At 67.7% G+C, this 26,309-nt stretch carries 25 protein-coding genes and 1 pseudogene; 11 read left to right on the top strand and 15 right to left on the bottom strand.

Annotated features, from left to right (window positions below):
• Window positions 1-66: 66 nt before the first annotated feature.
• From ACQY4K_RS09510 to ACQY4K_RS09530, 5 genes are read right to left on the bottom strand one after another with little or no spacing between them, the layout of a single operon-like run.
• On the bottom strand, window positions 67-1,182 hold the full coding sequence (locus ACQY4K_RS09510; protein WP_428395532.1) for a hypothetical protein: 1,116 nt from the start codon (window positions 1,180-1,182) through the stop codon (window positions 67-69).
• 21 nt (window positions 1,183-1,203) lie between these two features.
• Window positions 1,204-3,048, bottom strand: coding sequence for a bifunctional 2',3'-cyclic-nucleotide 2'-phosphodiesterase/3'-nucleotidase (locus ACQY4K_RS09515; protein WP_428395534.1), 1,845 nt, complete (start codon window positions 3,046-3,048; stop codon window positions 1,204-1,206).
• A 20-nt stretch (window positions 3,049-3,068) separates the two neighbouring features.
• Window positions 3,069-3,509 carry a DUF29 domain-containing protein gene (locus ACQY4K_RS09520; RefSeq protein WP_428395536.1) on the bottom strand — a complete coding sequence of 147 codons (441 nt, stop codon included), beginning with the start codon at window positions 3,507-3,509 and terminating at the stop codon, window positions 3,069-3,071.
• Window positions 3,510-3,544: 35 nt separating this feature from the next.
• The gene (locus ACQY4K_RS09525) at window positions 3,545-4,927 is read right to left on the bottom strand and encodes a glutamate--cysteine ligase (protein WP_428395537.1); all 1,383 of its coding nucleotides are present in this window, start codon (window positions 4,925-4,927) and stop codon (window positions 3,545-3,547) included.
• A gap of 14 nt (window positions 4,928-4,941) precedes the next feature.
• On the bottom strand, window positions 4,942-5,658 hold the full coding sequence (locus ACQY4K_RS09530; RefSeq protein WP_428395539.1) for a 16S rRNA (uracil(1498)-N(3))-methyltransferase: 717 nt from the start codon (window positions 5,656-5,658) through the stop codon (window positions 4,942-4,944).
• Window positions 5,659-5,750: 92 nt separating this feature from the next.
• Here ACQY4K_RS09530 and ubiA point away from each other — a divergent pair, with 92 nt between their 5' ends.
• A complete protein-coding gene (gene ubiA / locus ACQY4K_RS09535) occupies window positions 5,751-6,659 on the top strand; it encodes a 4-hydroxybenzoate octaprenyltransferase (RefSeq protein ID WP_428395541.1) in 909 nt (302 codons plus the stop codon).
• Complete coding sequence (locus ACQY4K_RS09540) at window positions 6,659-7,357, top strand: class I SAM-dependent methyltransferase (RefSeq protein ID WP_428396046.1); 699 nt, start codon at window positions 6,659-6,661, stop codon at window positions 7,355-7,357. The genes ubiA and ACQY4K_RS09540 overlap by 1 nt, the downstream gene beginning before the upstream one ends.
• Here ACQY4K_RS09540 and ACQY4K_RS09545 read toward each other — a convergent pair.
• Genes ACQY4K_RS09545 through pspA form a run of 4 tightly spaced genes read right to left on the bottom strand, consistent with a single transcriptional unit; the run spans window position 7,314 to window position 9,449 of the window.
• The gene (locus ACQY4K_RS09545; RefSeq protein ID WP_428395543.1) at window positions 7,314-8,123 is read right to left on the bottom strand and encodes a GIN domain-containing protein; all 810 of its coding nucleotides are present in this window, start codon (window positions 8,121-8,123) and stop codon (window positions 7,314-7,316) included. The two genes, ACQY4K_RS09540 and ACQY4K_RS09545, sit on opposite strands and share 44 nt — an antisense overlap.
• 3 nt (window positions 8,124-8,126) lie before the next feature.
• Window positions 8,127-8,483: a PspC domain-containing protein gene (locus ACQY4K_RS09550; protein ID WP_428395545.1), complete on the bottom strand. Its 357-nt coding sequence runs from the start codon at window positions 8,481-8,483 to the stop codon at window positions 8,127-8,129.
• Window positions 8,480-8,740, bottom strand: coding sequence for an envelope stress response membrane protein PspB (gene pspB / locus ACQY4K_RS09555; protein WP_428395547.1), 261 nt, complete (start codon window positions 8,738-8,740; stop codon window positions 8,480-8,482). Before pspB ends, ACQY4K_RS09550 begins: the two co-directional genes overlap by 4 nt.
• A 25-nt stretch (window positions 8,741-8,765) precedes the next feature.
• A complete protein-coding gene (pspA, locus tag ACQY4K_RS09560; RefSeq protein WP_428395549.1) occupies window positions 8,766-9,449 on the bottom strand; it encodes a phage shock protein PspA in 684 nt (227 codons plus the stop codon).
• 160 nt (window positions 9,450-9,609) lie between these two features.
• Between pspA and pspF the strand changes: the two genes are divergently transcribed.
• A complete protein-coding gene (pspF, locus tag ACQY4K_RS09565) occupies window positions 9,610-10,644 on the top strand; it encodes a phage shock protein operon transcriptional activator (RefSeq protein ID WP_428395550.1) in 1,035 nt (344 codons plus the stop codon).
• Between the two features lie 2 nt (window positions 10,645-10,646).
• Here the strand turns inward: pspF and ACQY4K_RS09570 are convergent, their stop codons facing one another.
• The 3 genes from ACQY4K_RS09570 to ACQY4K_RS09580 all read right to left on the bottom strand — a co-directional run bounded on the left by ACQY4K_RS09570 (window position 10,647) and on the right by ACQY4K_RS09580 (window position 13,325).
• Window positions 10,647-11,573 carry a ferritin-like domain-containing protein gene (locus ACQY4K_RS09570; protein WP_428395551.1) on the bottom strand — a complete coding sequence of 309 codons (927 nt, stop codon included), beginning with the start codon at window positions 11,571-11,573 and terminating at the stop codon, window positions 10,647-10,649.
• 68 nt (window positions 11,574-11,641) lie between these two features.
• Complete coding sequence (locus ACQY4K_RS09575; protein WP_428395553.1) at window positions 11,642-12,076, bottom strand: DoxX family protein; 435 nt, start codon at window positions 12,074-12,076, stop codon at window positions 11,642-11,644.
• Entirely contained in the window at window positions 12,066-13,325 is a 1,260-nt protein-coding gene (locus tag ACQY4K_RS09580) for an aminopeptidase (protein WP_428395555.1), read from the bottom strand. The genes ACQY4K_RS09575 and ACQY4K_RS09580 overlap by 11 nt, the downstream gene beginning before the upstream one ends.
• A gap of 16 nt (window positions 13,326-13,341) precedes the next feature.
• Between ACQY4K_RS09580 and ACQY4K_RS09585 the strand changes: the two genes are divergently transcribed.
• A complete protein-coding gene (locus ACQY4K_RS09585; RefSeq protein WP_428395557.1) occupies window positions 13,342-13,758 on the top strand; it encodes a GlsB/YeaQ/YmgE family stress response membrane protein in 417 nt (138 codons plus the stop codon).
• A 26-nt stretch (window positions 13,759-13,784) separates the two neighbouring features.
• Here the strand turns inward: ACQY4K_RS09585 and ACQY4K_RS09590 are convergent, their stop codons facing one another.
• The gene (locus ACQY4K_RS09590) at window positions 13,785-14,426 is read right to left on the bottom strand and encodes a zinc-binding dehydrogenase (RefSeq protein ID WP_428395559.1); all 642 of its coding nucleotides are present in this window, start codon (window positions 14,424-14,426) and stop codon (window positions 13,785-13,787) included.
• Between the two features lie 106 nt (window positions 14,427-14,532).
• Here ACQY4K_RS09590 and ACQY4K_RS09595 point away from each other — a divergent pair.
• The 7 genes and pseudogenes from ACQY4K_RS09595 to ACQY4K_RS09625 form a co-directional block, all read left to right on the top strand.
• Window positions 14,533-14,592 (top strand): annotated as a pseudogene (locus ACQY4K_RS09595) (hypothetical protein); the annotation flags it as partial.
• Between the two features lie 15 nt (window positions 14,593-14,607).
• A complete protein-coding gene (locus tag ACQY4K_RS09600; protein WP_428395560.1) occupies window positions 14,608-15,024 on the top strand; it encodes a hypothetical protein in 417 nt (138 codons plus the stop codon).
• A gap of 162 nt (window positions 15,025-15,186) precedes the next feature.
• Entirely contained in the window at window positions 15,187-18,027 is a 2,841-nt protein-coding gene (locus tag ACQY4K_RS09605; protein WP_428395561.1) for a glycoside hydrolase family 3 C-terminal domain-containing protein, read from the top strand.
• Between the two features lie 126 nt (window positions 18,028-18,153).
• On the top strand, window positions 18,154-19,860 hold the full coding sequence (kaiC, locus tag ACQY4K_RS09610; RefSeq protein ID WP_428395562.1) for a circadian clock protein KaiC: 1,707 nt from the start codon (window positions 18,154-18,156) through the stop codon (window positions 19,858-19,860).
• Window positions 19,857-20,159: a circadian clock KaiB family protein gene (locus ACQY4K_RS09615; RefSeq protein ID WP_428395563.1), complete on the top strand. Its 303-nt coding sequence runs from the start codon at window positions 19,857-19,859 to the stop codon at window positions 20,157-20,159. Before kaiC ends, ACQY4K_RS09615 begins: the two co-directional genes overlap by 4 nt.
• Window positions 20,159-20,473, top strand: coding sequence for a circadian clock KaiB family protein (locus tag ACQY4K_RS09620; protein WP_428395564.1), 315 nt, complete (start codon window positions 20,159-20,161; stop codon window positions 20,471-20,473). Before ACQY4K_RS09615 ends, ACQY4K_RS09620 begins: the two co-directional genes overlap by 1 nt.
• Before the next feature lie 2 nt (window positions 20,474-20,475).
• Window positions 20,476-22,710: an ATP-binding protein gene (locus ACQY4K_RS09625; RefSeq protein WP_428395565.1), complete on the top strand. Its 2,235-nt coding sequence runs from the start codon at window positions 20,476-20,478 to the stop codon at window positions 22,708-22,710.
• Between the two features lie 2 nt (window positions 22,711-22,712).
• On the opposite strand, the gene ACQY4K_RS09630 is transcribed toward ACQY4K_RS09625, so the two are convergent.
• Both ACQY4K_RS09630 and ppdK read right to left on the bottom strand, forming a co-directional pair.
• Window positions 22,713-23,576 (bottom strand): pyruvate, water dikinase regulatory protein, encoded by an 864-nt coding sequence (locus tag ACQY4K_RS09630; RefSeq protein ID WP_428395567.1) that lies wholly within the window; start codon window positions 23,574-23,576, stop codon window positions 22,713-22,715.
• Between the two features lie 17 nt (window positions 23,577-23,593).
• On the bottom strand, window positions 23,594-26,263 hold the full coding sequence (gene ppdK, locus ACQY4K_RS09635; protein ID WP_428395569.1) for a pyruvate, phosphate dikinase: 2,670 nt from the start codon (window positions 26,261-26,263) through the stop codon (window positions 23,594-23,596).
• Window positions 26,264-26,309 lie beyond the last annotated feature (46 nt).

Below are 26,309 nucleotides of genomic sequence, written 5' to 3' on the forward strand. Positions count from 1 at the left end.
TCGAGCCGGCCCCTCGGTGAAGTCGAACGGCTGCTCGGCAGCGGCCGGGCACGGGACCCTTCATTCTCAGCGATGGAGAAGCGCAAGCACGATTTCCACCACGATCAGCACCACGATCGCCAGCTCCATCGCGGCGGCGCGCCCGCTTGAAGCTTCCTCGTAGAGAGCCGCATAGGTGTCGCGGATGATGGCGAGCTTGCGGTCGACCGCGGCACTGACCGTGCCGACCCGAAACAGATCAAGGGCGGCGCTGTAGATGCGCGCCAGATAGACATCCTCGGTCACCTGCAGCGCGTTGTCGACCTTCTCGGTCAGCTCGGTGACCTCCGCGACCAAAGCATAGAGGCGGCGGGCGAGCTGCGAGAATCGACGTGACGAACCGATCCCGGCGCTGCGCCGTGTGGTCTCGACCAGGTCGTACATGCTCGGCAGTTCGTCGTCGAGCAGCTCGTCATAGTAGCGCATCTCGAGCAACTGGGCGTTGGCCACCTCGAGTACGTCGATGACGTCGGAATCGCCTCGCGGCTCATAGAGGAAGGCACGGTCCCAGGTCAGCACCGCGAGGTCGTCGGTATAATAGGAGAAGCTGTTGCGCAGCAGATCCTGGCGCGCGCCCGGCGACAGCGCCATGCGCTCGCCCGATAGCAACGGCACCAGGTCGAGCGCCTGGATCTCGGTCGCCAGCACCGGCCGGTCGAAGGCACGCACCAGGCCCACGATGTAGTCCTCTTCGAGCATCGCCGCCGCCGGACGCACCAGCGACGGGCGCAACAGCCCGACAAGCTGACCGATCAGACTGTCCCAGAGCGCCTTGTCCGACCCGGCCATGTCGTTGACGGCGTTGAGCAACGCAGCGAAGCCCGCCCAATCCACGTCGCGCGCGGCGATGCGCAGCGCCACCGTGATCACCCCGAAATCATACAGCCTAGCGCTGACCGCGGTCGTAACCGGCCCGTCGGCGAGGGTCAGAGTGACCGTCTCGAGGCTGAGCACCAGCGGCGGTACGTCGTAGGCGACGGCCTTGGCCGGGGTGGCTTGCAGGCGCTTGCGTGCGCCGGCGAGGCCCGCACGGTCGCGCCAGATCGCTTCCGCCTGGGCGAGCTCGATCGCGTAAGCCGCCTCGAACAGCCGATAGATGATCACCTCGCCGTTGGCGATGCGCAGGGGTCCCAGTGCTTGCATGTCCGGTGCTTGCACTGCCGCTCAGCCCAAGGTGAAGCCGTAGCGGACGGTGCCGTCGGCGGTCTCGCCGATCCGCGTCACGCCGGGATGCGAGCCGAGGTGACGTGCGGTGTCGGCGTTGCCGTCGAACACCAGGCGCACCGGTCGCGCGGGCCTGGTGAAGCGCCAGACCGGCTCCGCCCTGGGGGTCAGCGGCGTGTGCCGGGTCACGTAGCGCACCAGCACGTCGCGGGTCAGGTCGGGGGCGGCGAGGACGACCCGACCGGCGCCGGTGCCGGGAAAGCGGCCGCCACCATTGGCGCGATAGTTGTTGGTGACGACGATGAACGCCTGCGCCGGGTCCACCGGCCGGCCCTGATGGCGCAGATCGACGATCCGGTGCGACGCCGGTGCGCACAGGACCCCGTCCAGGTCGTAGCGCGCCGGCTGGGTCAGGTCGATGGCGTAGGTCAGGCCGGAGATCACGTCGAACATGTAGCTCGGCACATCGGCGGCGCGCAGCGGCTGCGGGGCGCCGCCGCCGGGATCGATCCGGTTGAAGACGACACAGGCCCGCTCCAGCCACTCGCGCAGCAGCGCGCCGGTGACCAGCACCGCGCAGACGGTGTTGACGAACATGTACAGGCTGGCGATCGCGCGCATCGTCAGCGGGCCCGCCGGGATGTCGACATAGGCGTTCGCACCCTGGCCGCCCGACTTGAACGGCGACGCCGCCGACAGCACCGGCAGGTCGGCGAAGCGGGTCGCCTCGAGCAGCGGCCGCGCGTACCAAAGCTGTGCGGCGTTCACCAGCGGCAGCGAAACATCGCCGCCGACCAGGGCGAAGAAGCTGTCGATCGGCCGGGTCGTGTGGCCGACCGGTTGTTCCATCCAGCGCAGGGTGGCCCGGTGCTCGGGCGCCACCGACGCCAGCACGCGCGCGTCGCCGTCCGCGAGCGGGACCGTGCGCCGACCCTGGCGTCGGTAGATCGGTCGCGCCTCGACGGCGAAATCCTCGATCCGCCAGCCCGCGCCGTCGCGCCAAAGCGCGAGGTCGATCACCCCCAGATGGCTGCCCCAGAATCCGGGCATCACCGCGGGCTTGCCGGCCAGCGTGCCGCGCTCCGAATCGACGTTCGCGAGCCCGGCATAATCGCCTGGGAACACCCGATGCGCATGCCCGCAAATGACCACGTCGATGCCCGGCAAGGCCGCGAGCGGCAGTGAAGCATTCTCCGCTCCCGGCTCGTGCGGAGCGGCGGAGATGCCGGAATGGCTCAGCGCCACCACCACGTCGCTCGCTGCTCGCAGCGCCGGCAAATGCCTGGCCGCCGCCTCGACGATGTCGATGGTCCGGATATGCGCCTCCAGCCTGGCCTTGTCCCAGACCATGATCTGCGGCGTCACCAGACCGATCACGCCGATCCGCAGCGTCCGCGGCAGCCCGGCCTCGTCGATGACCTCCCGCTGCAACACCGTCGTCGGGGGCGCCCAGCGGCCGCCATCGATAGTCTCGATATTGGCGCAGACGAACGGAAAGCACGCCGAGCCCAGCGCCTCGCCCAGCACGTCGAGGCCATAGTTGAACTCGTGGTTGCCGAACGTCGCGGCGTCGTAGCCGAGCCGGTTCATCGCCCGGATCATCGGATGGTCGGCGCGCGGGCGACCTGGCAGCGCCATGAAATCGCCGAGCGGATTGCCCTGGAGGATATCACCGTTATCGAACAGCAGGCTGTTGCGCGCCTCGCCGCGGGCCTGTCGCAGCAAGGTGGCAACCTTGCCGAGGCCAACGGTATCGTCCTGCCGGCCGGCGTAGTAGTCGTAGTCGTAGATGAACATGTGCAGGTCGGACGTCGCCAGCAGCCGCAGCTTGACGAATGCAGCCACCTTCTGATCCGCGTTGGCCGTCAGGACTGCGGCCAGAAGTCCTCGGCCATCATCTGCTCGAACGACCAGGGGCAGACGGCAGGGAAGCTCTCGCGCGCAAGATTGGTCTCCCGCGCCGCCGCAAGGATGGCACCGCCGTAGGCGCTCGCGATCGTCTCGGTGAGACGCGCCTTCAGGCTGGGATTGTCCGCCAGATGATCGCTCACCTCGCGGCGCTGTTCCTCGATCGTCAGCCGCCAGCTGTTGCCGCGCCCGATGGGCTGCGACTGCCACTTGAGCAGATGCATCATCAGCACCTTGAGCCGGCTGATCAACTCACGCTTCTCGGTCCTGCCCATCGTCTCGATTTCCTCGGCGATATGGGCGATGTCCGCGTCGGAGAGCCTGCCCGCGCGCAGCAATCCGGCCTGCTCATTGGCCCAGGCGTAGAAATCGGACTCATAGAGGGCCGAGTTGCCCATTGCGTGCCCCACAAGAGAGGAGAGACAATCCTAGGCTAGATCTCGGCTTCCGCCCAGATACGCGCGACATCCTGCCTCCAGGCGCCGTGATAGCGCGACAACCAGTGCTCCGCCTGGGTCGGACCGCCGGACGCAATCTCGCGCAACGGCTCGAGATAACACCGCTCGTCCACGCCGGCGGCATCAATCATGCCGCGGGCACGCAGGCCCCCAGCCGCGATCTCGACCAGATCGCGCGCCAGATCGCGCAGCGTGCCAGCCTCCCAACGCACCGCCAGCCCCTGCGCCGGCACCATCCCGCGCAAGCCCACATACGCCTGCCACGGATGCCGCCGCACCAGCGCGTTTGCCGCCGCCAGCGCCGCCTCGTCATAGAGCAAGCCCACCCAGAGTGCCGACTGCGCCGCCATCATCGCCGGATTGCCGGCGTCTGCCCCGCGCATCTCCAAAAACCGCTTCAGCCGCACATCGGTGAAGATCGTCGTCAGATGCTCGTCGAAATCGCCCAACGTCGCGACCAGGCCCGCGAGCCGGGGCTCGTCGCCCGCCATCCAGCGCCGGAACGACAGCCCCGCGGCGTCGATCAGGCCGCCCTCGCGACTGGCGAAATACATCGGCACATCCAACGCCCAGTCGACGAAGCGCTCAAAACCAAAGCCCTCCTCGAAGAAGACCGGCGGCATGCCGGCGCGGGCGCGATCCACGTCAGTCCAGACCTGCGCCCGGTTCGACAGCAACCCAGTGGGCTGGCCTTCAACGAACGGCGAGTTGGCGAACAAGGCCGTGGCGACCGGCTGCAGGCTGAGCGCCACCTGCAGCTTGCGCCGCATGTCCGCCTCCGAGGCATAATCGAGATTGACCTGCACCGTGCAGGTCCGCTGCATCATGTCGAGCCCGCGCGTGCCCACCCGGGTCATATAACGACGCATGATCGCATACCGGCTTTTCGGCATCCACGGCATTTGCGCTGGTATCGCGGTGGGATGAAAGCCGAGCGGCGCAAATCCCAGCCCGAGCGCCCCTGCCACCTGCCGCACGGCAGCGAAATGCACCGCCATCTCGGCCGCCGTCTCATGCACGCTGCGCAGCGGCGCGCCGGACAGCTCGAACTGGCCCGCCGGCTCCAGCGAGATCGAGCCGCCGGCTTGCGGTCCAATCCCCTTGAGGCCGATCAGCGCGTCATGATCGTTGATCGGCGCCCACTGCCCCTCGGCGCCGCGCGCCATGCCGGACAGCATCGCCTCGATCCCGTCCGGCGCGAATGGGGGCGGCAAGAGATCGTCGCGTCGGAACCCGAACTTCTCGTGCTCGGTGCCGATACGCCAGCCATCCGCCGGCTTGCAACCCAGCGCCAGATGGGCGGCGAGCTGCGCCGTCCCCTCGATCGGCGTGGCGTCCTGGTCACCTGGGTTCGACATCGGGTTCCGCCGGCCTATGGGGTCGTAGCACCCCACTGCTCGCGCGCACCCTGCAGGCAGACAAGGGCCGCCACCGCGGCCGTCTCCGCCCGCAGGATGCGCGACCCCAGCGAGATCGGCGTAACAAAGGGATGGCCATGCAGCACGTCAAGCTCCGCCGGCGTGAAGCCGCCCTCGGGGCCGATCAGCACCGCATCGCCACGTGCCGCCCCACCCCCCTCCGCGCGCTCGATCGCGACACACAACGTGCGGTCCGCCGGCCAGTCCGAGAGCACCCTCGCCAGGCCACGCGGCGCCGCCACCTCGGGCACGCTCAGCCGCTCACACTGCTCTGCCGCCTCGACCGCAATCGCGGCCAGCCGGTCAATCCGCACCCGCGCGGCATTGGTCCGCGCCGTCAACACCGGCCACAATGCCACCACCCCAAGCTCCGTCGCCATGCGCACGATCAGCTCCGTGGCGTCACGCTTGACCGGCGCGAACAGCAGGATCGGACCCGCCTCGGGCGCCGGCGCCCGCAGCTGGCGGACTAGGGCAAGCCGCCCGACACCGCGGCGAGGCAGGCTGTCGATGCGGGCAAGCCACTCCCCGTCGCTCGCATTGAACGCCTTGACCTCGTCGCCAGGCGCGCGACGCAGCACATGACCGAGATAATGCACCTGGTCTTCGCTTAACTCCGCCACGCCGCTGGCAGCTAGCCCCTCGATATGAAGTCTTGGTTGGTCTTGCATTCCTACTCGCTCAAAGGCCAGGGGCGTCACGCGAAGGCGTGCTGCGCACGATGCCCTGGACCCCGCTAAGGACTAGTCCTTAGAACCTGTTCATGGCGATACACACCGATATAGCCGCCCATGGCTGGGTGGCGCTGCTGCCGCCCGGGCTGCGCGCCTACGCGCTGCTGGCTAGGCTCGATCGGCCTATCGGCACTTGGCTGCTGTTCCTGCCAGGGCTGTGGGGGATTTTGCTGCCCGAAGGCGTGCCGGCGTCAGCGCGGCTGCGGCTGGCATTGCTGTTCGCGCTTGGCAGTCTGGTCATGCGTTCGGCCGGCTGCGTGGTCAACGACATGTGGGACCGCGACATCGACCGCAAAGTCGCCCGCACCGCCGGTCGGCCGCTCGCCTCCGGCGCGCTGGGGCTGACTGAGGCGGCAATCTTCCTCGCCTTGCTGCTGCTGTGCGGGCTTGGGGTGCTGCTGTCGCTGCGACCGCTCTGCTGGGCCCTCGGAGTCGGCTCGCTGCTCCTGGTCGCACTCTACCCGCTCGCAAAAAGGGTAACCTGGTGGCCGCAACTGATGATGGGGTTCACCTTCGGCTTCGGCGCGCCGATGGGCTATGCTGCGGCTGTTGGTCGGATCGATTGGGCCGGGGCACTGCTCTATGCGGCCGCGATCCTGTGGGACCTCGGCTTCGATACGATCTATGGCTTCCAGGATATGAAGGATGACGCCCTCGTCGGCGTGAAATCGACCTCGCGACTGATGGCGCGCCGGCCGCGCCAGTTCGTCGGGCTGACCTATGCGCTGGCGCTTGCGGCACTCGCCGCGGCAGGCGCCCTCGCCGGCCTGTCCTGGCTGTTCTGGGCCGCACTGCTGCTGCCGGGATGGCTGCTGGCGCGCCAGGTGGTGCTGCTCGACATCGACGACGCGCCCGGCTGCCTGCTTCTGTTTCGCGCCAATCGCGAGGTGGGCCTGGCGGTGGCGCTGGTGCTGCTGCTCGGGCAAATCCGGCCGTGATTAATCCGGCCGCGTTCATCGCGGCGCAGACGCGGCTCGCTTCGGCGCCGCTGGTGCCGGAGATCATGCTGCACCTGGCGTCTGAAATCACCCCGATCTGGCAGGCGTCAGAGGATTTCCTGGCGCGCGCCGGCATCGAGCCGCCATTCTGGGCGTTCGCGTGGCCCGGCGGCCAGGCGCTGGCGCGTTACGTGCTGGATCATCCGGCGTTGGTGGCAGGCAAGCGTGTGCTGGACTTCGCCGCCGGTGGTGGCATCGCCGCGATCGCCTGCGCGATGGCGGGTGCGGCATGCGTTGAGGCGGCCGATATCGACCCGCTCGCGGCAGTCGCGATCGCGCGGAACGCGGCAGCCAACGGCCTCTCACTGGACGTGCTGGCGCGCGACGTCGTAGGCGAACCCCCGCGCTGGGACCTGATCCTGTGCGGCGACGTCTGCTACGAGGCGCCGATGACACGGCACATCCTGCCGTGGCTGCGCCGGTGCGCGGACAGAGGCGAGGTCTGGCTCGCCGATCCTGGACGAGCCTATCTGCCGCCAGACGGGCTGGTGGCCATCGCCCGCTACGATGTCGTCACTTCGCTGGAGCTGGAGGACCGCACGCTGCGCCCGACCGTGCTGTATCGGTTGCAGACCGTAATCAGCGGGGCCGCAATCAGCGGGGCTGCGCCGGAACGCTGCGCTCAAGCCGACCGGTGACGTGCGGCAGCGACACGTCAGACTCCGACCCCGCCTGCACGGAGGCATCTTTGACCTGCGCATCGACCGCAAGATCGCCAGTGCCGCGCATGATTGCGGCAAACTGGTCGATCCGGCCGGAGCGGATCAGGACATCGCCGGTGCCGGTGGCGGTCAGCCCGACGCTGGCCGCCTGAATATGCCGGATGACGATATCGCCGCTGCCGGAATGGCTGAGATGCAGGTCGCCGTCGAGCCTGGCGACGGTGAGATCGCCGCTGCCCGTCATCGTGCCGTCGAGGGCGCCGGCGCGCGCGATGACCACGTCGCCGCTGCCGTGAATACTCAGATGGACCGCGCCGGTGAAATCGCCCAGAGTCAGGTCGGTCGCGCCGGACTGCGCGATGGTCAGCATCATCGACGCCGGCGCGTGCACCACCAGGTCGGGCGCGCCGCCGGCGCAATCGCCTTGCAGGACCATTTGCGAGCCGCCGCTCAGATGCAGACCACGCGTATCGCCGCCATCGACCAGCACCTTATCGTTCAGGCCCGGCTGCGGCACCAGTCGGATACTGCCGGCACAGGGGAGCGCCAGGGTCAGCGAATCGCCGGTCGCCGACAGCGTCGGGGCCGCCACGCCCTGGGTGAACTTCGGCGCCAGCACAGCCTTGTCGTTGCCGCCGCTGATGACGGCGATGGCAACGCCCGTGCCGACGAGCAACCAGAATGCGCGGCGCCGTCGCATGCGGATGTCGGCGGCGCGGGCGGGGTCGGTGATCTCAAACACCACTCACTCCCCCATCTGGCGAAAGCCGCGGTCCAGCTCGAACGCGCTGGAGGTGACGAAGGCCTCGATCCGCTTCAGCCTCGGCTCCAGCGCCTGCAGGCGGTGCCGCAGCAGTGCGTTGTCGTGGGAGGTCCTGCGTGGGGCTTCAGCGGCTTGTCGTGCCGCAATCGGCCCGCGCCGCAGCAGCATCGACAGCGCCAGATAGGCGAGACCGGTGGGCAGCACGAGGAACAGCAGGGTGACAATTCGCACCATCGGCAGCGGCAGGTCGAGATCCTCGGCAAGACCGATGCAGACGCCGCTCAGCATCGCACCATGGTCGCGGCGCCAGACGCGCCTGCGGTCGCGCAAACCGGTCACAGCGGCACCCGGCTGCGCCAGCCGGCGACCTCGGAATCGAGCACCCGTTCGAGATTGTCGATCCGCTGCTCCATGCGGCGCGCGAGTTCGCTCATCTCGGCCAGCGCCCGCTGCTCCTCGTGGCTCAGACCCTGCACGTTCATCTGCCGCATCCGGCTTTCATGGCGCATGCGGATCAGGAAGAACGCGAGCACCATGCCGCCGAGCGGGACCAGGAACGGGCCCAGCACAGCGACGATCGAGGCGATGGAGTCCATGGACTTCTCCTAATGGCGGACCGGATCAGGATGTGGCCGGCCCCTCGCTTGCATCCCGCTTCAGCCTCGCCTTCATCGCGTGCAGCTCGCCCTCGACCGCCTCGTCGGCTTCCAGACCAGCCAGTTCGTCGGCGAGCGAACGACGACCCAGATCATAGGACTCCGCGCGGCCTTCGAGAACGTCGAGATTGCGCTCGACCTGCTCGAAGCGGCCAAACGCGTCGGTGATCCGCTCGTCATACAGCGTCTCGCGCAGCTTCACCCGCGAACTCGCCAAGCCATGCCGCGACACCAGCGCCTGCTCGCGCGACTTGGCATCGGCGAGCTTGGCCTGCAGCTTGGCGATGTCGTCATTCTGCTGGGCCAGGCCGCTTGCGATCTGGTTGCGTTGCGACTCCAGATCCTCCCGCGCCCGCGCCACATGCGCACGCGCCTGCAGCGCACCGCGGGCGAGGTCCTCGCGGTCACGTGACAGCGCCAGCTCAGCCTTGCGCTGCCACTCCGCCTCGTCACGCGACAGCATCGCCAGACGGCGTTCAATCTCCTTGCGCTCGGCGATGGTCTGCACCGCCGCCGAACGCACCTCGACCAGCGTGTCCTCCATCTCCTGGATGATCAGGCGGATGATCTTTCGTGGGTCTTCGGCGCGCGCGACGATCGCATTGATATTCGAGTTCACGATGTCGGTCAGCCGGGAGAAGATGCTCATGCGCGTTGTCCTGGTTGCTGCCTCTTGCTGTCTCTGACAGAGCAGTTTGCATGCCAAGCCGGCTCCTTTGCCAAGGCTCTGAAATCACTCGCGCAAGTTGCCCCCCTTGGCGGATGCGTGGCAGAAGGCAACAGATCGGCTGTCAAAAGGAGACCAAGACTTGGCGCGTTCGGCCAACCTCTCCGAGGACTCCGCAACCCCGCTCGGCGAGGCGCCGGTGTTCCGGGAGATGCTGGCGCATGTCTCGCAGGCGGCGCCGTTGAACCGGCCAGTGCTGGTGATCGGCGAGCGCGGCACCGGCAAGGAGCTCGTCGCCAGCCGCCTTGCCTTCCTCTCGCCACGCTGGGAGCGGCCGTTCATCAAGCTGAACTGCGCGGTGCTGGGCGAGGCACTGCTGGACAGTGAATTGTTCGGCCACGAGGCCGGCGCCTTCACCGGGGCCACCCGCCGCCGGCCAGGACGCTTCGAACTCGCCGACGGCGGCACACTGTTCCTCGACGAGGTCGCCACCGCCTCGCTCGCTGTGCAGGAGAAGCTGTTGCGGGTCATCGAATATGGCAGCTTCGAGAGGGTTGGCGGCAGCGACACGCAGCGGGTCGACGTCCGCGTCGTCGCCGCCACCAACGCCGACCTGCCAGCCATGGCCAAGGCCGGGACCTTCCGCGCCGACCTGCTCGATCGGCTGGCCTTCGACGTCATCGCGGTGCCGCCGCTTCGTGCGCGACCCGACGACATCGCCCTCCTTGCCGGGCACTTCGCCATCCGCATGACACGCGAGCTTGGTCGCGAGATGTTCGCGGGGTTCGGCCCTGACGCTATCGCGGAACTGCGCGGTTATACCTGGCCGGGAAATGTCCGCGAATTGCGCAACGTCGTCGAGCGTAGCGTCTATAGGTTGGCCGATCCGGCCAAGCCGGTCACGCGCATCGTCTTGGATCCGTTTCCGGCCGTCCCCGGCTCCGGCAACGGCATCAGCACCGATCCCATCGCCACCCCTGCGGCCGACGGCACCGACTTCACGGCGCGCACCCGCGCGTTTGAGGAGTCCCTGTTGCAGGCGGCGTTGGCAAGCAACAGGTTCAACCAGCGCGCGGCTTCACGCGCGCTGGGACTGACCTATTATCAATTCAGGCACCACCTGAAGTCGCACGGCCTGCTGCGTGGTCCCGACAGCGTCAAGGACCCCGCTGTGTAGCGTCACGCGTTGGAGGTGATGACGCCGTTGACCTTGTTGGGGAAGAAGCCATAGGGCGCGGACGTGGCGCCGCCATAGGCGATATTGAGCACCTGCGCCGGCGTGCGCCGGAACACCAGGCCGTTGGTATCGTTCGGCACGATGTTATATGCATTGCCGGAGATCGTGGTGCCGATATCGTCGGCCACGCCCGAAAGCTTCGCCCGCAATGCCGAGATCGCGTCGGTGACCTGGCCGGCGCCGAGGTCTGACAGCAGCGTGCGGATCGCCCCGGCCTGGTAGGATTCCGTGCCGAGCAAGCCGGCAGCGGCGGCGATGTTGTTCGGGCCGGTGAGCAGGGCGGCCGCACCCGCCAGCGCGGTGACACAGACGTCCTCGATCACATAAGCTCCGATCAGGAACGAGATCGGGTCGCCGAACGGGTTGAAGGTCTGGCTGGCGTTGATCAGTCCAGCCGCCCTGGCGAGAACGCTCCAGGCGGTGCCCAAATCGATCGAAGGCTCCGCGATGGCGGCAGTGCCGGTAGCCGCGCGGATGAATTCGACATGCGCCATCTCGTCAATGGCCAGACGCTGCGCAAAGGCTTCGATCGCCGAGCCGTTCCACGGCACCACGCTGCCACCCGTCACGGTTCCCTGGGTGCCGGTGCCGGTGAGCAGGTTGGCGGCGAGGCCACTACCGGTGAGTGCCCGGAGGTAGTACTCCGCGCCGAGATATTCGAAGTTCAAGGCGAAATTGAAGATGTCGTCGTCGGTAGGTGGCGCCGCCTCGGCTGCGCTGCTGCTGGCGACAACGCCGGCGATCGATCCGGCTATCGCGGTGCCCATGGCGCCGATGCCGACGCGCTGCACCAGGCTTCGCCGGCTGCGCTCCCGGGGCGGCTCGACTAGCGCAGGAGCAACCGGAAGGTCAATGTCGGTATGTAGCATGGAACGTTCCTCGCAACGGATTCCCGGTGCAAAGGCGGCTGCCGTAAGGAAGGTTGCCGTAAGGCCTCCTACACGTTTTCGTCGTTGCGTCGCCCGCGAAACGGCCAGTCGATCACGCCGCCGCAGAACAGCGCCCACCAGACCAGCACCGGCTGGAAGGCGAGCCGCGGTGCGTGATAGGCCCAACCCAGACGCCTCCCGTCGATCGCGACATGGTCGAAGGCGTGCTTGATGTTGGCCGGGTAGACGCACACCGCATACAGCGCCAGCATGATGCCGGCGAGCCGCCGCAGACGAACGCTGAGCAGCGCCGCCGCACCGAGCAATTCGCATACACCCGTTGCGATCACCGTCTGCGTCGGCCAAGGCACCCAGTCCGGCACGATCCGTACGAAGCTGGCGGTGTTGCGCAAATGGAAGATGCCGGCGACGAGGTAGACCGCCGCGAGCGTCCAACGCAGTCCGGTGCGCAATCTTTCGAGTAGCGGGCGCTCAGGCGGCATCGACCCATTCGCCGCCGCGCATCAAAGGCGCGCGGCCGCCGGCGTCGAGCCCGTCCACCTCGATCTCGCCCGAGCCGATCATCCAGTCGATATGGATCAGGCTCGAATTCGCGCCGCGCGCCGCGAGCGCGGACGCATCGAGGCTGGTGCCGCCGTCGAGGCAGGAGCCATAGGCCTGGCCGAGGGCGATATGGCTCGCCGCGTTCTCGTCGAACAGCGTGTTCTGGAACAACAGCCCGCTTTGCGAAATCGGCGAGCCGTGCGGCACCAGCGCCACCTCGCCCAGCCTGCGGGCGCCGTCATCGGTGCCGAGCACGCGTTCAAGCACGGTCTCGCCGCGGCTGGCCGTCGCATCGACAATCCGGCCGCCCTCGAAGCGGACCGCGATCTCCTCGATCAGGGTGCCCTGGTAGGAGAGCGGCTTGGTGGCGCGCACATGGCCGTCGACGCGGTCCTTGTGCGGCGCCGTGAACACCTCCTCGGTCGGGATGTTGGGCAGGCAGGTGATGCCGTTCCTGGCGGTGCCGGAACCGCCGAGCCAGCGATGTCCGTTGGCCAGCCCGACGGTGAGATCGGTGCCGGGACCGCGGAAATGCAGGGCATCGAAGGCACGGTCGTTGAGCATGGCGGCGCGGGCGTGCAGGGCGGCATCGTGCGCCTGCCAGGCGGCCACCGGATCGGGCCCATCGAGACGCGAGGCGGCGAAAATCGCGCTCCACAACCGCGACAGCGCCACCTCCTCCGGCTCGCCTGGAAACATCGTGCGCGCCCAGGCCGGGGTGGCGCAGGCGACGATGTTCCAGTTGATGGCAAAGCCGGTGATCAGCCCGAGGGCGGCCTGGTTGGCGCGCGCGTTTGCGCGATTGGCGCGCGCGACGCGGTCCGGATCCTGCCCTGACAACAATGCCGGATCCTCGCCGGTAATCGCGAGCCGGGCGGCATTGTTGCGAAACGCATTGGCGATCCCGTCCGCGAGCCAGGTGGCGGCGACGTCGAACGCGGTGTCTGGCGCATGGACGAAGCGGGCGCGCGCAGACACCCCATCGACATACAGGCAGGTGACCAGCGAGGCGCCGGCTTTGTAGGCGTGCTCGGTGACGCGGCGGACCAGCGGCGCCGCCTCCAGCGGTGCGGTGATCACCAGCTCCTGGTCATGCGCGAGATTGAGCCCGACCCGCACGCAGACCTGCGCCAAACGGTCGAGCATGGCATCGTGGGACGTGTGATCGAGCTGGGCCGTGCCGTCCATGTCAGGGTCTCCTCGCGTGGTTCGCAACGCAATTGCCTTGCAGCGTCGCGGCATTTTGTTGTGCCCTCTCGTCACAGCCGCCGCAACCATCGCACTTCTGGGCCTGCAACCATCTTCGTGCTGGCGCGTCGTTAAATCGAGACAACGAACCGTTTACCTCGCGGGAGCATCACCCATGTCCATTATCGCCTGGATCATCCTCGGCCTCATCGCCGGCTTCATAGGCAGCAAGATCGTCAACAAATCCGGCGAGGGACTGATTCTGGACATCGTTCTCGGCGTTGTTGGCGCCATCGTCGGAGGCTTCATTTTCCGACTGTTCGGTGCATCCGGCGTCAGTGGCATCAACATCTACAGCCTGATCGTGGCCGTGATCGGCGCCATCGTCGTTTTGTTCGTCTATCACGCAGTGGTCGGCAGACGCACGGTCTGAGCGATCAGCCCGGAGGTTAGCCGGGATTACGCAACGGCGGGCGCGGTGTGTCGTCTCTCGGGAAGCAGGACGAGTTTGCCGTGGGCATGGCCGCTGAGGCTGACGGCCAGCGCTGCTCGCCACGCCGCAAGTGGAAAGGTGTGCGCGACGGGCACAATGAACCGTCCCTCGGCGGCGCGTTGCGCGAACTCCCCAACCGCGTTGTAGCGTAAACCGCCCTCGAAGCTGTGGCGCACCCCGAGGTCCGTGGCGACGGGACCATGGTTGCTGACCGTGAGCACGCGCGTCCCATCGCCGCCGGCGATCCTGACGAGGTCGGGGAGCACGTTGCTGACCGGGCCGGCGTCCAGGATCAGGTCCGGCGCGCCTGAGGCGATAGCAATGACCCGCTCAACCATGCCGTCCGCGTAGGCGGTGACCTCGGCGCCAAGGGCGCGCATCCGGCCGGCAAAATTCTCGCCCGCGGCGGCGATCACCCGTGTGCCGCGCATGAGCGCCATCCGCACGGCGGCGAAGCCGATCATCGTTCCTGCTCCGTACAAAAACGGCGTGCTCCCGGGCGCCACTGCCAGGATGTCGAGGCTTCGACAGGCGGTCTCGACCGCCATCGGCAGCGCCGCGGCGTCAACCAGATCGAGACCCTCCGGGACGGGCGTCCAAACGGCCATAACCGCCTCGTCCGACGCCCCGGCGCTCGCAAAACCCTGAAATCGGGCACGCCCAAAATTTTTTGCCCCAGATGGACGTCCGTTACGCCCTCGCCGAGCGACCACAACCGCGGAGATTGCCGCCAGGCCCGGCCTCACGGAGCGGACCTTCTTCCGGCATTTCCCGGACAAGCGGGAAGCGTTGTTCGACGGCGAAGCGGCATTCCGCAGCACCCTGAGCGATGCGATTGTCAGCGCGCCCCGAGAACTGGCCCCGATGGATGCGCTGCTTTGCGCGTTTCGCGCGGTCGAGCCGACGTTCGAGCGCAATCGTTCCTTTACCGAGCCACGGAGGGAGATCATCGCTTGCACGCCCGCGCTACGGGAACGGGTGCTGACGAAGACGGAGCACTTGATCAGCGCGGTGTCCGGAGCGTTAGGCCGCTGGGGTGTCGACGATGCCCTGGCAACACTCGCGGCTCAGGTCGGGATTGCCGCCCTCGGCTACGCGGTGAAAGCCTGGTTTGACGATCCGGGACCAGGCCTGGATACGCACCTGACGCACGCCTTCGCAACGCTGCATTCCCTCTCGCCGAACAAAGCCAGAAGTGACGCCTGAACTGGACCTGCAAGTAGTCTGCAACGAGTCGGCTTTTGCAAAGCCGAATAATTCATGCATCCCGCGTTGTCACTTACCTGTGAAGACTTGATTGAAGATCGTGGTTGGCCAACCCCGTTACTTTGCTATTAGCTTACAAAAAAATAACGGGGGAAAACCAAGATGATTCGGTCTCCAGTCACTCAGGGGGCGCTGGCCGCTGCCCTGTTGCTTGGATGCGCGCCGCTCGCGACGGCCGCGGCGCAATCCGTAGGCGATCCCACGAAATGCCCGTGGCTCAACCCGACTTTGCCGCTCGCGACCCGCGTCAACCTCATCATGCAAAAGATGACGGTCGCGGACGAAATCAACATCGTCCAGGGCAACGGCAGCAGCCAGCCCTACGTGTTCTACATCGCGGCAAACCCGACATTGTGCATGCCCGCACTCGGCTATGAGGACGGTCCGGCCGGAGTCGCGGACGGGCTGAAGAACGTCACCCAACTGCCCGCGGGTGTCGTGCTAGCCGCGACATTCTCGCGCAATCTGGCCCTGCAATATGGCAGCGTCATCGGCGCCGAGCAGAGTGCGAAGGGCTCGGCCGCGGATCTCGGACCGACCGTGAACATCGACCGCGACCCGCGCTGGGGCCGCTCGTTCGAGAGCCTGTCGGAAGACCCGACGCTCACCGCCCAAATCGGCAAGAACGAGATCGAAGGCATCCAGGGCCAGAGGGTGCAGGCCCAGGTCAAGCATTTCGTCGCCTACAACCAGGAAACCAACCGCAACACCCAGGCCGACGACGTTCTCGTCACCGACCGGGTGCTGCACGAAATCTACGAGCCGGCGTTTGCGACCGCGATACGCGGTGCCGGCGCGGCGTCGCTGATGTGCGCGTACTCGTCGGTCAACGGCTTCTATAGTTGCCAGAGCCGCTCGCTGCTCACCGGAGTGCTGCGCAACGAGTACAATTTCAAGGGCCTGGTGATGTCGGACTATGGCGCCATCCACGACGTGGTGGCCGCCCTCGCCGGCACCGACAGCGAGCAGCCGTTCAACACCTATTTCGGCGCGCCGCTGATGAACGCGGTGCTCAACAACACGATCCCGCGCGCGGTGCTGAACTCGATGGTCGCACCGATCGTCTCCGAGGCGTTCCGGTTCGGCTTCTTCAACGCGCCGCCGTCCGGTTCGACGACCGCGGTGGCGACGACGCCGGCGCATGTCGCGTTCGCAACCAGTCTGGCCGAGGCCGGCACGGTGTTGTTGCAGAACCAGGGTGCCACCCTGCCGCTCACGGCAGGCACCGATGTCGCGGTGATCGGACCCGCCGCCTCGACCCAGGTGACGACCGGCGGCGGCGGCAGCGCCTATGTCATTCCCTCGACCGTGGTCACCCCGCTCGACGGCATCCGCGCCGCCTCGACCGGCAGCGTCACCTACGCGCAAGGCCTGCCGAACGACACGCAACTCGCGGCAATCCCGGCCGGCGACCTGTCCGCGCCCTATAGCGGCACGCCGTTCGCCGGCAGCTACACCGCCACCCTGACAGCGCCCGAGACCGGCACCTACGTGCTCGCCATCACCAACCCGTGCGGCTGCTACACGCCGACGACTTTGTCGATCAACGGCAACGCGCTGATCGTCAATCCGGGCACGCCGCCGGTGTCCACCTACTCCGCCGCGGTATCCCTCACTCAGGGCCAGACCTATACGGTTGCGATCTCTGGCGCGAGCGGTGGGCTGAACTGGGCGACACCGTCGCAGTTGCAGGCCTATATCGCCCCCGCGGTACAGGTCGCGGCCGCGGCCTCGGCGGCTGTAGTCGTCGTCGCCGACGACACGGAGAGCGAGGCGACCGACCGCCCGAGCCTGTCGCTGCCGTCTGCGCAGGACGAGCTGATCGCGGCCGTCGCCGCCGTCAATCCGCATACCGTCGTGGTGGTCCAGGCCGGCGCCCCGGTGACCATGCCCTGGCTGGGCAGCGTCTCCTCGGTGCTCGACACCTTCTATCCGGGCGAGACCGATGGCACCGCGCTGGCGGCGGTGCTCTATGGCGCGGCCAACCCCAGCGGGCATCTGCCGGTCACCTTCCCCGCCCGTCTCGCCGACGTGCCAGCCGCGACGGTGGCGCAGTTCCCCGGCACCGGCGGTGTTGTCGACTATTCCGAGGGCCTGCTGGTCGGCTATCGCTGGTACGACGCGAAATCGATCACGCCGCTATTTCCCTTCGGCTACGGCCTCTCCTACACCAGCTTTCGCTATAGCGGCCTGAAGCTGAGCAGCAGCGCCGTCGACGGGGTGACCCCGGTGGTCGTGAGTGCCGTCGTCACCAACACCGGCAAGGTCGCCGGCAGCGACGTCGCCCAGCTCTACTTAAGCTTTCCCGCAGCCGCCGGCGAGCCGCCGCGCAAGCTGGTCGGCTTTCGGCGGGTGACCTTGGCGGCGGGTCAGTCGCAGACCGTGCGGTTCACCATCGCACCCAGTGCGGAATGGTGGTGGAACGGCAATGCCTGGGACGAGAGCTCGGGCACCTACCATGTCTATGTCGGCGATTCCTCGGCACTCACCGGGCTGCCGCTCAGCCGCACCTATACGATGAGCACGACGATCGGCAATCGCGGTGTGCGGGTGATCGCACCGCGTGGCATCGCGGCCGGCCAGAGCGCCACCGTGGACGTGACCTTGAGCGCCGGCGGCAACGAGACGCTCAATGCGGTGAGCCTGGCCCTTGCCGCACCGGGCGGCTGGCGCGCGGTGCCGATGGCTTCGACGACGCGCCAGACCCTGCTGCCCGGTCAGGCGGTGACGGTGCCGTTCCAGGTGACGGCGCCGAGTGGTGCGGTGGCGCAGAACGTCACCCTGTATGGCACCGCCGATTTCTCGCCTGGTGTTTGTGGCGGGGCGTCGACCTCGGCGCAGGAGGCAAACCCGGCCGCCTTGTTCAACCAGGCAGCACTCGGTGTCACAGGCTGCGGCAAGGTGACCCGGCATGGCGGGGTGCAGGTGCGCCTGCAGCGCTGACCGCGCAGGACGGCACGCGAGCCGAGCCCCGCCACGGCAACGTGGCGGGGCTCTTCTTGCCCATGGCAGCGGCGTGCCATAGAGTTGATCACCAAGGCGTGTGGCGGGCAGAAGTCGGGGATGTGAATGGATGCTGCTCGCCCGTCACCGCCCGACCGTAGCCCTGCGCACTTAGCCAAGACGCCGACGGGGATCAGCGGCCTCGACGACCTCACGCTCGGCGGCCTCCCCAGCGGCCGCCCGACATTGCTCTGCGGCGCCGCCGGCTGCGGCAAGACGCTGTTCGCGCTGAGCTTCCTGGTCAACGGCGTCACGGAGTACAACGAGCCCGGCGTGTTCATGAGCTTCGAGGAGCGCACCCGTGACCTCGCCGCCAACGTGGGCTCGCTCGGCTACGACCTCGACGGGTTGATCGCGGCGCGCAGGATCGTCGTCGACTATGTGCGCATCGAGCGTTCGGAGATCGAGGAAAGCGGCGAGTACGATCTGGAGGGCCTGTTCGTACGGCTCGGCCACGCCATCGACACGGTCGGCGCCAAGCGGGTCGTGCTCGACACCATCGAGGCGCTGTTCGCGGGCTTCGCCGACAGCGCGATCCTGCGCGCCGAGCTGCGCCGGCTGTTCGCATGGCTCAAGGACCGCGGCGTCACCGCCATCATCACCGGCGAGCGCGGCGACGGGCAACTGACCCGCTACGGCATCGAGGAGTATGTGTCGGACTGCGTGATCCTGCTCGACAACCGCGTCGTCGACCAGGTCACCACCCGCCGTCTGCGCGTGGTGAAGTATCGCGGCTCTGCGCACGGCACCAACGAATACCCGTTCCTGATCGACGAGGCCGGGATCAGCGTGCTGCCGATCACCTCGGCCGGGCTGGGACACGCGATCTCGTCCGAGCCGGTGCCGACGGGAGTGCCCGACCTCGATTCGATGCTCGGCGCCGGCGGCTATTATCGCGGCTCCAGCGTGCTGATCTCCGGGCTCGCCGGCACCGGCAAGTCGACGTTCGGGGCGGCATTCGTCGAGGCCGCATGCCGGCGCGGCGAGCGTTGCCTGTATTTCGCCTTCGAGGAATCTCCCGATCAAATCGTGCGCAACATGCGCTCGGTCGGCATCGACCTGGCGCCTTGGGTGGCGAGCGGCTTGCTTGCCTTCGAGGCGGCGCGGCCCAGCCTGTATGGCTTCGAGATGCACCTCGCCCGGATGAACCGGGTGATCGAACGTCTCGCACCCGCGATCGTCGTCGTCGATCCGATCTCCGCCTTCCGAGGGCCCTCCTCGGAGATCCACGCGACCCTCATCCGGCTGGCCGACATCTGCAAAACCCGGGCGATCACGACGCTGTTCACCAGCCTGTCGAGTGCCGGCGATACGATGAACGAGAGCGAGCGCAGCGTGTCGTCGCTGATGGATAGCTGGATTTCGCTCGAGGACAAGGAAGCCGACGGCGAGCGCAACCGGGTGCTCTATCTGCTGAAATCCAGGGGCATGAGCCACTCCAACCAGCTGCGCGAGTACCGGTTGAACGATGCCGGGATCGCACTGATTACCCCCTATATCGGCGCGTATGGCGTGCTGACCGGAAGTGCACGGCTGTCGCAGGAGGCGCGCGAGCACGAAGCCGAACTCGGCCGCAGGCAGGCGACCGAGCGACGCAGGCGGGAGCTGGCACGCAAGCGCGCCGCCGCCGAGCGCGAGATCGCCGAGATGCGCGCTGCAATCGAAGCCGAGGAAGCCGAAATCGCCACCCTGATCGCCCAAGAGGAGGCGCGCGAGGCCCTGAGCGGCAGCGATCGCGAGATGATGGCCCGCAGTCGGGGTGTCGCCAGGTGAACGAGGGCGCAAACGCGGAGACCTATAATCTGCGGCTCTACGTGGCGGGGCAGACGCCGAAATCGCTCACCGCCATCGCCAATCTGAAGCGACTCTGCGAGGATCACCTCGCCGGACGCTACGAAGTCGAGGTCATCGACCTGCTGAAGACGCCGCAATTGGCCGAAGGCGACCAGATCGTCGCGGTGCCGACCCTGGTGCGCCGCCTGCCGCCGCCGCTCAAGCGGATCATCGGCACCCTCTCCGACGTCGAGCGGGTCCTGGTCGGCCTCGACATCCGCTCGCGGGCCGCGCCCTGATGGGCCAGCGTTACCATCTGCGCCTGTTCATCACCGGATCGACGCTGCGCTCGACGCGGGCGATCGAGACCATTCGCCAAATTTGCGAGGAAAACCTGGCAGGCGAGGTCGATCTCGAGATCGTCGACGTCTACGAGCATCCCGAGGCGACGCGCGACCTGCAGATCGTGGCGACACCGACCCTGGTCAAGCTGCTGCCGGAGCCGCTGCGCCGGATCATCGGCGACCTGTCGAACACCCAGCGCGTGCTGGCCGGTCTGGACATCGTGCCGGCTGCCGAACGCCCGCATCCTGTGGCAGCGCGGCCGATCTGATCATGGACCACGACATCGAGGCGCTGCGCGGGCGGCTGCGCGAGGCGGAGGAGACACTTGAGGCGATCCGCAACGGCGATGTCGACGCGGTCGTGGTCGGCGGTCCGCACGGGCAGCAGGTCTACACCCTGGAGAACGCGGACCGGCCGTATCGCGTCCTGGTCGAGCAGATGCAGGAAGGCGCGATCACCCTCGGCGCGGATGGGCTGATTCTCTACTGCAACGAACGGTTCAGTGCGATGGTGGCCGTGCCGCGCGCGGAGTTGATCGGAGCCTTGATCGGGCGCTTCTTCGCGGGCGACGACGCCGACCGATTCCAGGCGCTGCTGGCGGCGGGTCCGCGGCCACAGGCGGCCGCCGAATTCATGCTCTCCGTCGGCGCTGGCCGGGTGCTGCCGGTCAACATCTCGCTCTCCGACCTCGTCGTCGAGGCGGGTGCCGCGCGGGTGACCTGTGGCGTGGTGACCGACCTCAGTATGATCCGCAGACGGGCCGACGAGCTCGCCGCCGAGATCGAGCAGCGCCGGCGGGCGCAGGGCAGCCTGCAACTGGCCCTCGACGCCGCCGGCATGGGGAGTTGGGACCTCGATCTGCGCCGCAATACCGCCGTGCGCTCGCTCAGGCACGACCAGTTGTTCGGCCATCCCACGATGGTCGCGGATTGGACACTTGACACCGCGCTTGCGCACTTCATCGAGGAGGACCGGGCTCTGGTGGCAGAGGCGTTTGCCGCCGGCCAGCGCACTGGCCTGCTGGAGTTCGAGGCGCGGATCCAGCGTGCCGACGATGGTGCCACGCGCTGGCTGCGCGTCACCGGCCAGACCTTCTACGAACGCGGCGTGCCGGTGCGGATCGCCGGCGTCGTCGCCGATGTGACCGACCGGCGCGCCGTCGAGGAGCGCCTGCGTCATGCGCAGAAGATCGAGGCGGTGGGGCTGCTCACCGGCGGCGTGGCGCATGACTTCAACAACCTGCTGACCGTGATCTCGGGCGGTCTCGAGATGATCGACCGCCAGCGCGATCCGGCGCGTCGCGCGCGCATTCTGTCGGGCATGCACCAGGCGGTCGAACGCGGCAGCGGCCTCAGCCGTCAGCTCCTGGCCTTTTCGCGGCGCCAGCCGCTACGGCCGGAGCCCATCGATCTGCGGCATCGGCTCCGCGGTATGCAGGAGCTGCTCGACCGCAGCCTGCGCGGTGACGTGTTCGTGCGGACCGAACTCGATAACGATCTCTGGCCCGTGCTCGTCGATCCGAGCGAGCTGGAGCTGGTGATCCTCAATCTCGCGGTGAATGCCCGCGATGCCATGCCGGACGGCGGCACGATCGTCATTGCCGGCAGCAACGTACCGGCCCTGAATGATGCGGGGTTGCGCGGCGATTTCGTTCGCCTGTCAGTCATCGACACCGGCACCGGCATGCCCCCGGACGTGGTGGCGCGGGTGTTCGAGCCGTTCTTTACCACCAAGGACATCGGCAAGGGCTCCGGCCTGGGCCTGGCACAGACGCACGGCTTCGCGCAGGCCTCCGGCGGCGCGGTCAGGGTCGACAGCGCACCGGGTGCGGGCACCACCATCGCGCTGCTGCTGCCGCGGACGACGGAGCTGCCTGCCGCCTGGGCGCCACACAGCCCGGCGCCGCTCGCCGATACGGCGCCGGGATCCGCGGGTCAGGTTCTGCTGGTCGAGGATGACGAAGAAGTGGCGGCGCTGAGTATCGAGATGATCGAACAGCTCGGCTTTGGCGTCACCAGGGTCGCGGGTGCGAACGCGGCCCTGGGGGCGCTCGCCGATGAGAGGGCGATCGACCTCGTCTTCTCCGATGTGATGATGCCGGGCACCATGAACGGGCTCGCACTGGCACGCGAGATCGGCAGGCGCCGTCCGGACCTGCCGGTCCTGCTCACCAGCGGCTACGCCGAGGCCGCGCGTCGGGACGCGCAGGGCCTGACGGTGCTGGCCAAGCCGTTCCGCCTGGAGGCGTTGGCCGCGGCTTTCGCCAAGGCACTCGGTTCAGCGGGGGGCCACCGAGGTCCCGGAGCCGCCCCCAAAACCACCACCGAACAGCAGGAACAGCACGACGATGATGAGGATGATCGGCAGCAGGCCGAGGCCGTTGAAGCCGGTCCCGCGCGAGCCGCCATACCAGCCGGAGCGATAGCCGTAGCCGCCGCTGCCGAGTGCCAGGATGATCAGGACGATGAGCAGAATGGTCAGCATCGCAAGGCTCCAACGAATTGAGGTTACGGGGTCACGGTCTCGGCGGGGTGGCGGCTGTGCCAGAGCTCCGCGAGTTCGATGATGGCGGCGGCGGTTTCCTCGATCGAGCGATGGCTGACATCGACCACCGGCCAGCCGTTGCGGGTGCATAGGCGCCTGGCCCAAACCACCTCCTCGCGGACCGTCTCGGGGTCGATATAGGTGTTGCCGGCTTCGCTGACATGGCCCATGACGCCACCGGGCGCGATGGCGCGGACCCTGTTGCGCCGGATCTCGACCAGCTTGCGCGGGTCGATGGTCAGGCCGACGACCGGGCAATTCAGCGCGAACAGTTCCGGCACGAGCGACGCCCCGGGCACCAGCGGCACGTTCGCGGCCTTGACCCCACGATTGGCGAGATAAAAGCAGGTGGGCGTTTTGGACGCGCGCGAGACGCCCACCAGCACGACGTCGGCGGCGCGCAGCCCGGTCACCGCCTGCCCGTCGTCATGCGCCAGCACATAGTGCATCGCGTCGATCCGCTTGTAGTATTCCTCGTCGAGCACGTACTGGATGCCCGGCCGCCCCTGCGCGGTCTCGCCGATCGTGTCCTGCAGCACCGCCAGCACCGGATCGAGCACGTTGACCACCTGAACCTTGAGATGATTGCAGGCGATGTCGAGTTCGCCCTTCAGCTTGCGGTCCATCATCGAGGACAGCACCGGACCGGGATCAGCCTCGATGCCTTCCAGAACCCGATGCAGATGCAGCCGGGTGCGTATCAGGTTCCAGCGATGATAGACGATGTGGGCATGTTCGAACTGCGCCACCGTGGCGCGCGCGATCGAGTTCAGGGTCTCGCCGGTGGCATCGGAGACGAGATGCAGGGCAATGCGATGCTCGTCCATCGACGTGGCGCCCGCTGCTACTCGGCTGCTTCGCGGGCACGGCTGAGAGCGGCCTGGGCGGCGGCGAGACGCGCGATCGGCACCCGGAACGGCGAGCAGGAGACATAATCGAGCCCGACGCTCTCGCAGAACTGTATGGAGGCCGGATCGCCGCCATGCTCGCCGCAGATGCCGAGCTTGAGGCCCGGTGTGCGGCCGCGTCCCTTCTGCACGGCGATCTCGACCAGGGCGCCGACCCCGTCGCGGTCGATGGTGACGAACGGGTCCTTTGGCCAGATCTCGGCTTCGACATAATGCGGCAGGAAGCTGCCGGCATCGTCGCGCGACAGGCCGAAGGTGGTCTGGGTGAGGTCGTTGGTGCCGAACGAGAAGAAGTCGGCGTGGGCGGCGATCGCATCCGCCGTCAGGCAGGCGCGCGGCAGCTCGATCATGGTGCCGATCTGGTAGTCGATCGCAGCCCCGGCGCTTTCGATCACGGCGCGGGCGACGCGCTCGACCTCGGCGCGGGTCAGCTCCAGCTCGCGCGCATGCGCCACCAGCGGGATCATGATTTCCGGGACCACCGGCTTGCCGGTCTCCTCGCCCACCAGCACCGCCGCCTCAAAGATGGCGCGCGCCTGCATGGCGTAGATCTCGGGATAGGTGATGCCCAGCCGGCAGCCGCGGTGGCCGAGCATCGGGTTGCTCTCCGACAGGGCAACACCGCGCTGCCGGAGCTCGTCCACGGTCTTGCCGAGGCCCGCCGCCACTTCGGCGATGTCGGCTTCGGTGTGCGGCAGGAACTCGTGCAGCGGCGGGTCGAGCAGCCGGATCGTCACCGGCAGGCCAGCCATGATCCGGAACAAGGAGGCGAAGTCGTCGCGCTGGAACGGCAGCAGGGTGTCGAGTGCGCGACGGCGCGCCGCCTCGTCCTCGGCCATGATCATCTGGCGCACGGTGCCGATGCGGTCGGGTGCGAAGAACATGTGCTCGGTGCGGCACAGGCCGATTCCCTCGGCGCCGAAGCCGTGCGCGGTCTGGGCGTCGGCGGGGGTCTCGGCGTTGGCGCGCACCCGCAGGCGACGCACCGCATCCGCCCAGGACATCAGCAGCGCGAAATCGCCCGACAGGGTCGGCTGGATGGTGGCGACCTTGCCGGCAAACACCTCGCCGGTGGAGCCATCGAGCGTGATCCAGTCACCTGCCTTGAGCACATGGCCGCCGGCCGACAGCGTCTGCGTCTTGTAGTCGACGCGAATGCCGCCGCAGCCCGCGACGCAGACCCGGCCCATGCCGCGCGCCACCACCGCGGCATGGCTGGTCATGCCGCCGCGCGTGGTCAGCACACCGCGCGCCGCATGCATGCCGTGCACATCCTCCGGGCTGGTCTCGATGCGTACCAGGATCACGTCCTCGCCCTTGGCGGCGCGGCTCTCGACCTCATCGGCGGTGAACACGATGGCGCCGGCGGCCGCTCCCGGCGAGGCCGGCAGGCCGCGCGAGATCACCGTGCGCTCGGCCTTGGGGTCGAGCGTCGGGTGCAGCAACTGGTCGAGGGAGGAGGGGGTGATGCGGCCGATTGCTTCCTCGTGGGTGATCAAGCCGTCCTGGGCCATCTCGATGGCGATCCGCAGACTGGCCGCGGCGGTGCGTTTGCCGGTGCGGGTCTGCAGCATGTACAGCTTATTCTGCTGCACGGTGAACTCGATGTCCTGCATGTCGCGGTAGTGCCGCTCGAGCGTCTCGCGCACGCCCATCAGCTCGCGATAGGCGTTCGGCAGGACGCGCTCCATCGGCTGCTCGCCCTCCTTGGCCTTGGCCTCGGCCATCGGCTGCGGCGTGCGGATGCCGGCGACCACGTCCTCGCCCTGGGCGTTGACCAGATATTCGCCGTAGAAGACGTTCTCGCCGGTCGACGGGTCGCGGGTGAAGCACACGCCGGTGGCGCAATCGGTCCCCATGTTGCCGAACACCATGGCCTGCACGTTGACCGCGGTGCCCCAGCCTGCGGGGATGTCGTGCAGGCGCCGGTAGGTATTGGCGCGCGGGTTCATCCACGAGCCGAACACAGCACCAATGGCGCCCCAGAGCTGCGCTTGCGGATCCTGCGGGAATGGCTGGCCGGTCTCGCGGGCGACCAGGTCCTTGTAGCTCTCGACCACCTGCTGCCAGGATTCCGCACTCAGTGCGGTGTCTTCGAGCACGCCCAGCTCGTTCTTGATGTCCTCGATCAGCTCCTCGAAATGATGGTGGCTGACACCGAGCACCACCGAGCCGTACATCTGCATGAAGCGGCGGTAGCTGTCCCAGGCGAAGCGGGAATCGCCGGACAGGGTCTGCAAACCGAGCACGGTCTTGTCGTTGAGGCCGAGATTGAGCACGGTATCCATCATGCCCGGCATCGAGACGCGGGCGCCGGAGCGCACCGACACCAGCAATGGCCGCTCCGCATCGCCGAACGTCAGCCCGACCGCGGCCTCGACCTCCGCCAGCGCCGCGTGCATCGCCGCGTCGAGATCGTCGGGATAGCGCCGGCCATTGTCGTAGAAGGCGGTGCAGACCTCGGTGGTGATGGTGAAGCCGGGTGGCACCGGCAAGCCAATGGAGGCCATCTCGGCCAAATTGGCACCCTTGCCGCCGAGCAGGTTGCGCATCTCGGCACCCCCATCGTTGCGGCCGGCGCCAAAGCTGTACACCCATTTCGTCATCGCAGCGCTTCCCTCGGTCTCGCGAGTGGAAGCTTAGCACCAGCCG

Origin of the sequence: Lichenicoccus sp., from assembly GCF_965276875.1 — a bacterium.
In the GTDB taxonomy this organism is placed as follows: domain Bacteria; phylum Pseudomonadota; class Alphaproteobacteria; order Acetobacterales; family Acetobacteraceae; genus Lichenicoccus.

Coding starts and splice junctions, on each gene's coding strand:
- kaiC (WP_428395562.1), top strand. CDS start 18,154: ATGGATGCTGCTCGCCCGTCACCGCCCGACCGTAGCCCTGCGCACTTA.
- pspA (WP_428395549.1), bottom strand. CDS start 9,449: ATGAGCATCTTCTCCCGGCTGACCGACATCGTGAACTCGAATATCAAT.
- pspB (WP_428395547.1), bottom strand. CDS start 8,740: ATGGACTCCATCGCCTCGATCGTCGCTGTGCTGGGCCCGTTCCTGGTC.
- ACQY4K_RS09510 (WP_428395532.1), bottom strand. CDS start 1,182: ATGCAAGCACTGGGACCCCTGCGCATCGCCAACGGCGAGGTGATCATC.
- ACQY4K_RS09520 (WP_428395536.1), bottom strand. CDS start 3,509: ATGGGCAACTCGGCCCTCTATGAGTCCGATTTCTACGCCTGGGCCAAT.
- ACQY4K_RS09605 (WP_428395561.1), top strand. CDS start 15,187: ATGATTCGGTCTCCAGTCACTCAGGGGGCGCTGGCCGCTGCCCTGTTG.
- ACQY4K_RS09530 (WP_428395539.1), bottom strand. CDS start 5,658: ATGCAAGACCAACCAAGACTTCATATCGAGGGGCTAGCTGCCAGCGGC.
- ACQY4K_RS09575 (WP_428395553.1), bottom strand. CDS start 12,076: ATGCCGCCTGAGCGCCCGCTACTCGAAAGATTGCGCACCGGACTGCGT.
- ACQY4K_RS09590 (WP_428395559.1), bottom strand. CDS start 14,426: ATGGCCGTTTGGACGCCCGTCCCGGAGGGTCTCGATCTGGTTGACGCC.
- ACQY4K_RS09630 (WP_428395567.1), bottom strand. CDS start 23,576: ATGGACGAGCATCGCATTGCCCTGCATCTCGTCTCCGATGCCACCGGC.
- ubiA (WP_428395541.1), top strand. CDS start 5,751: ATGGCGATACACACCGATATAGCCGCCCATGGCTGGGTGGCGCTGCTG.
- ACQY4K_RS09570 (WP_428395551.1), bottom strand. CDS start 11,573: ATGCTACATACCGACATTGACCTTCCGGTTGCTCCTGCGCTAGTCGAG.
- ACQY4K_RS09620 (WP_428395564.1), top strand. CDS start 20,159: ATGGGCCAGCGTTACCATCTGCGCCTGTTCATCACCGGATCGACGCTG.
- ACQY4K_RS09580 (WP_428395555.1), bottom strand. CDS start 13,325: ATGGACGGCACGGCCCAGCTCGATCACACGTCCCACGATGCCATGCTC.
- ppdK (WP_428395569.1), bottom strand. CDS start 26,263: ATGACGAAATGGGTGTACAGCTTTGGCGCCGGCCGCAACGATGGGGGT.
- ACQY4K_RS09625 (WP_428395565.1), top strand. CDS start 20,476: ATGGACCACGACATCGAGGCGCTGCGCGGGCGGCTGCGCGAGGCGGAG.
- ACQY4K_RS09525 (WP_428395537.1), bottom strand. CDS start 4,927: ATGTCGAACCCAGGTGACCAGGACGCCACGCCGATCGAGGGGACGGCG.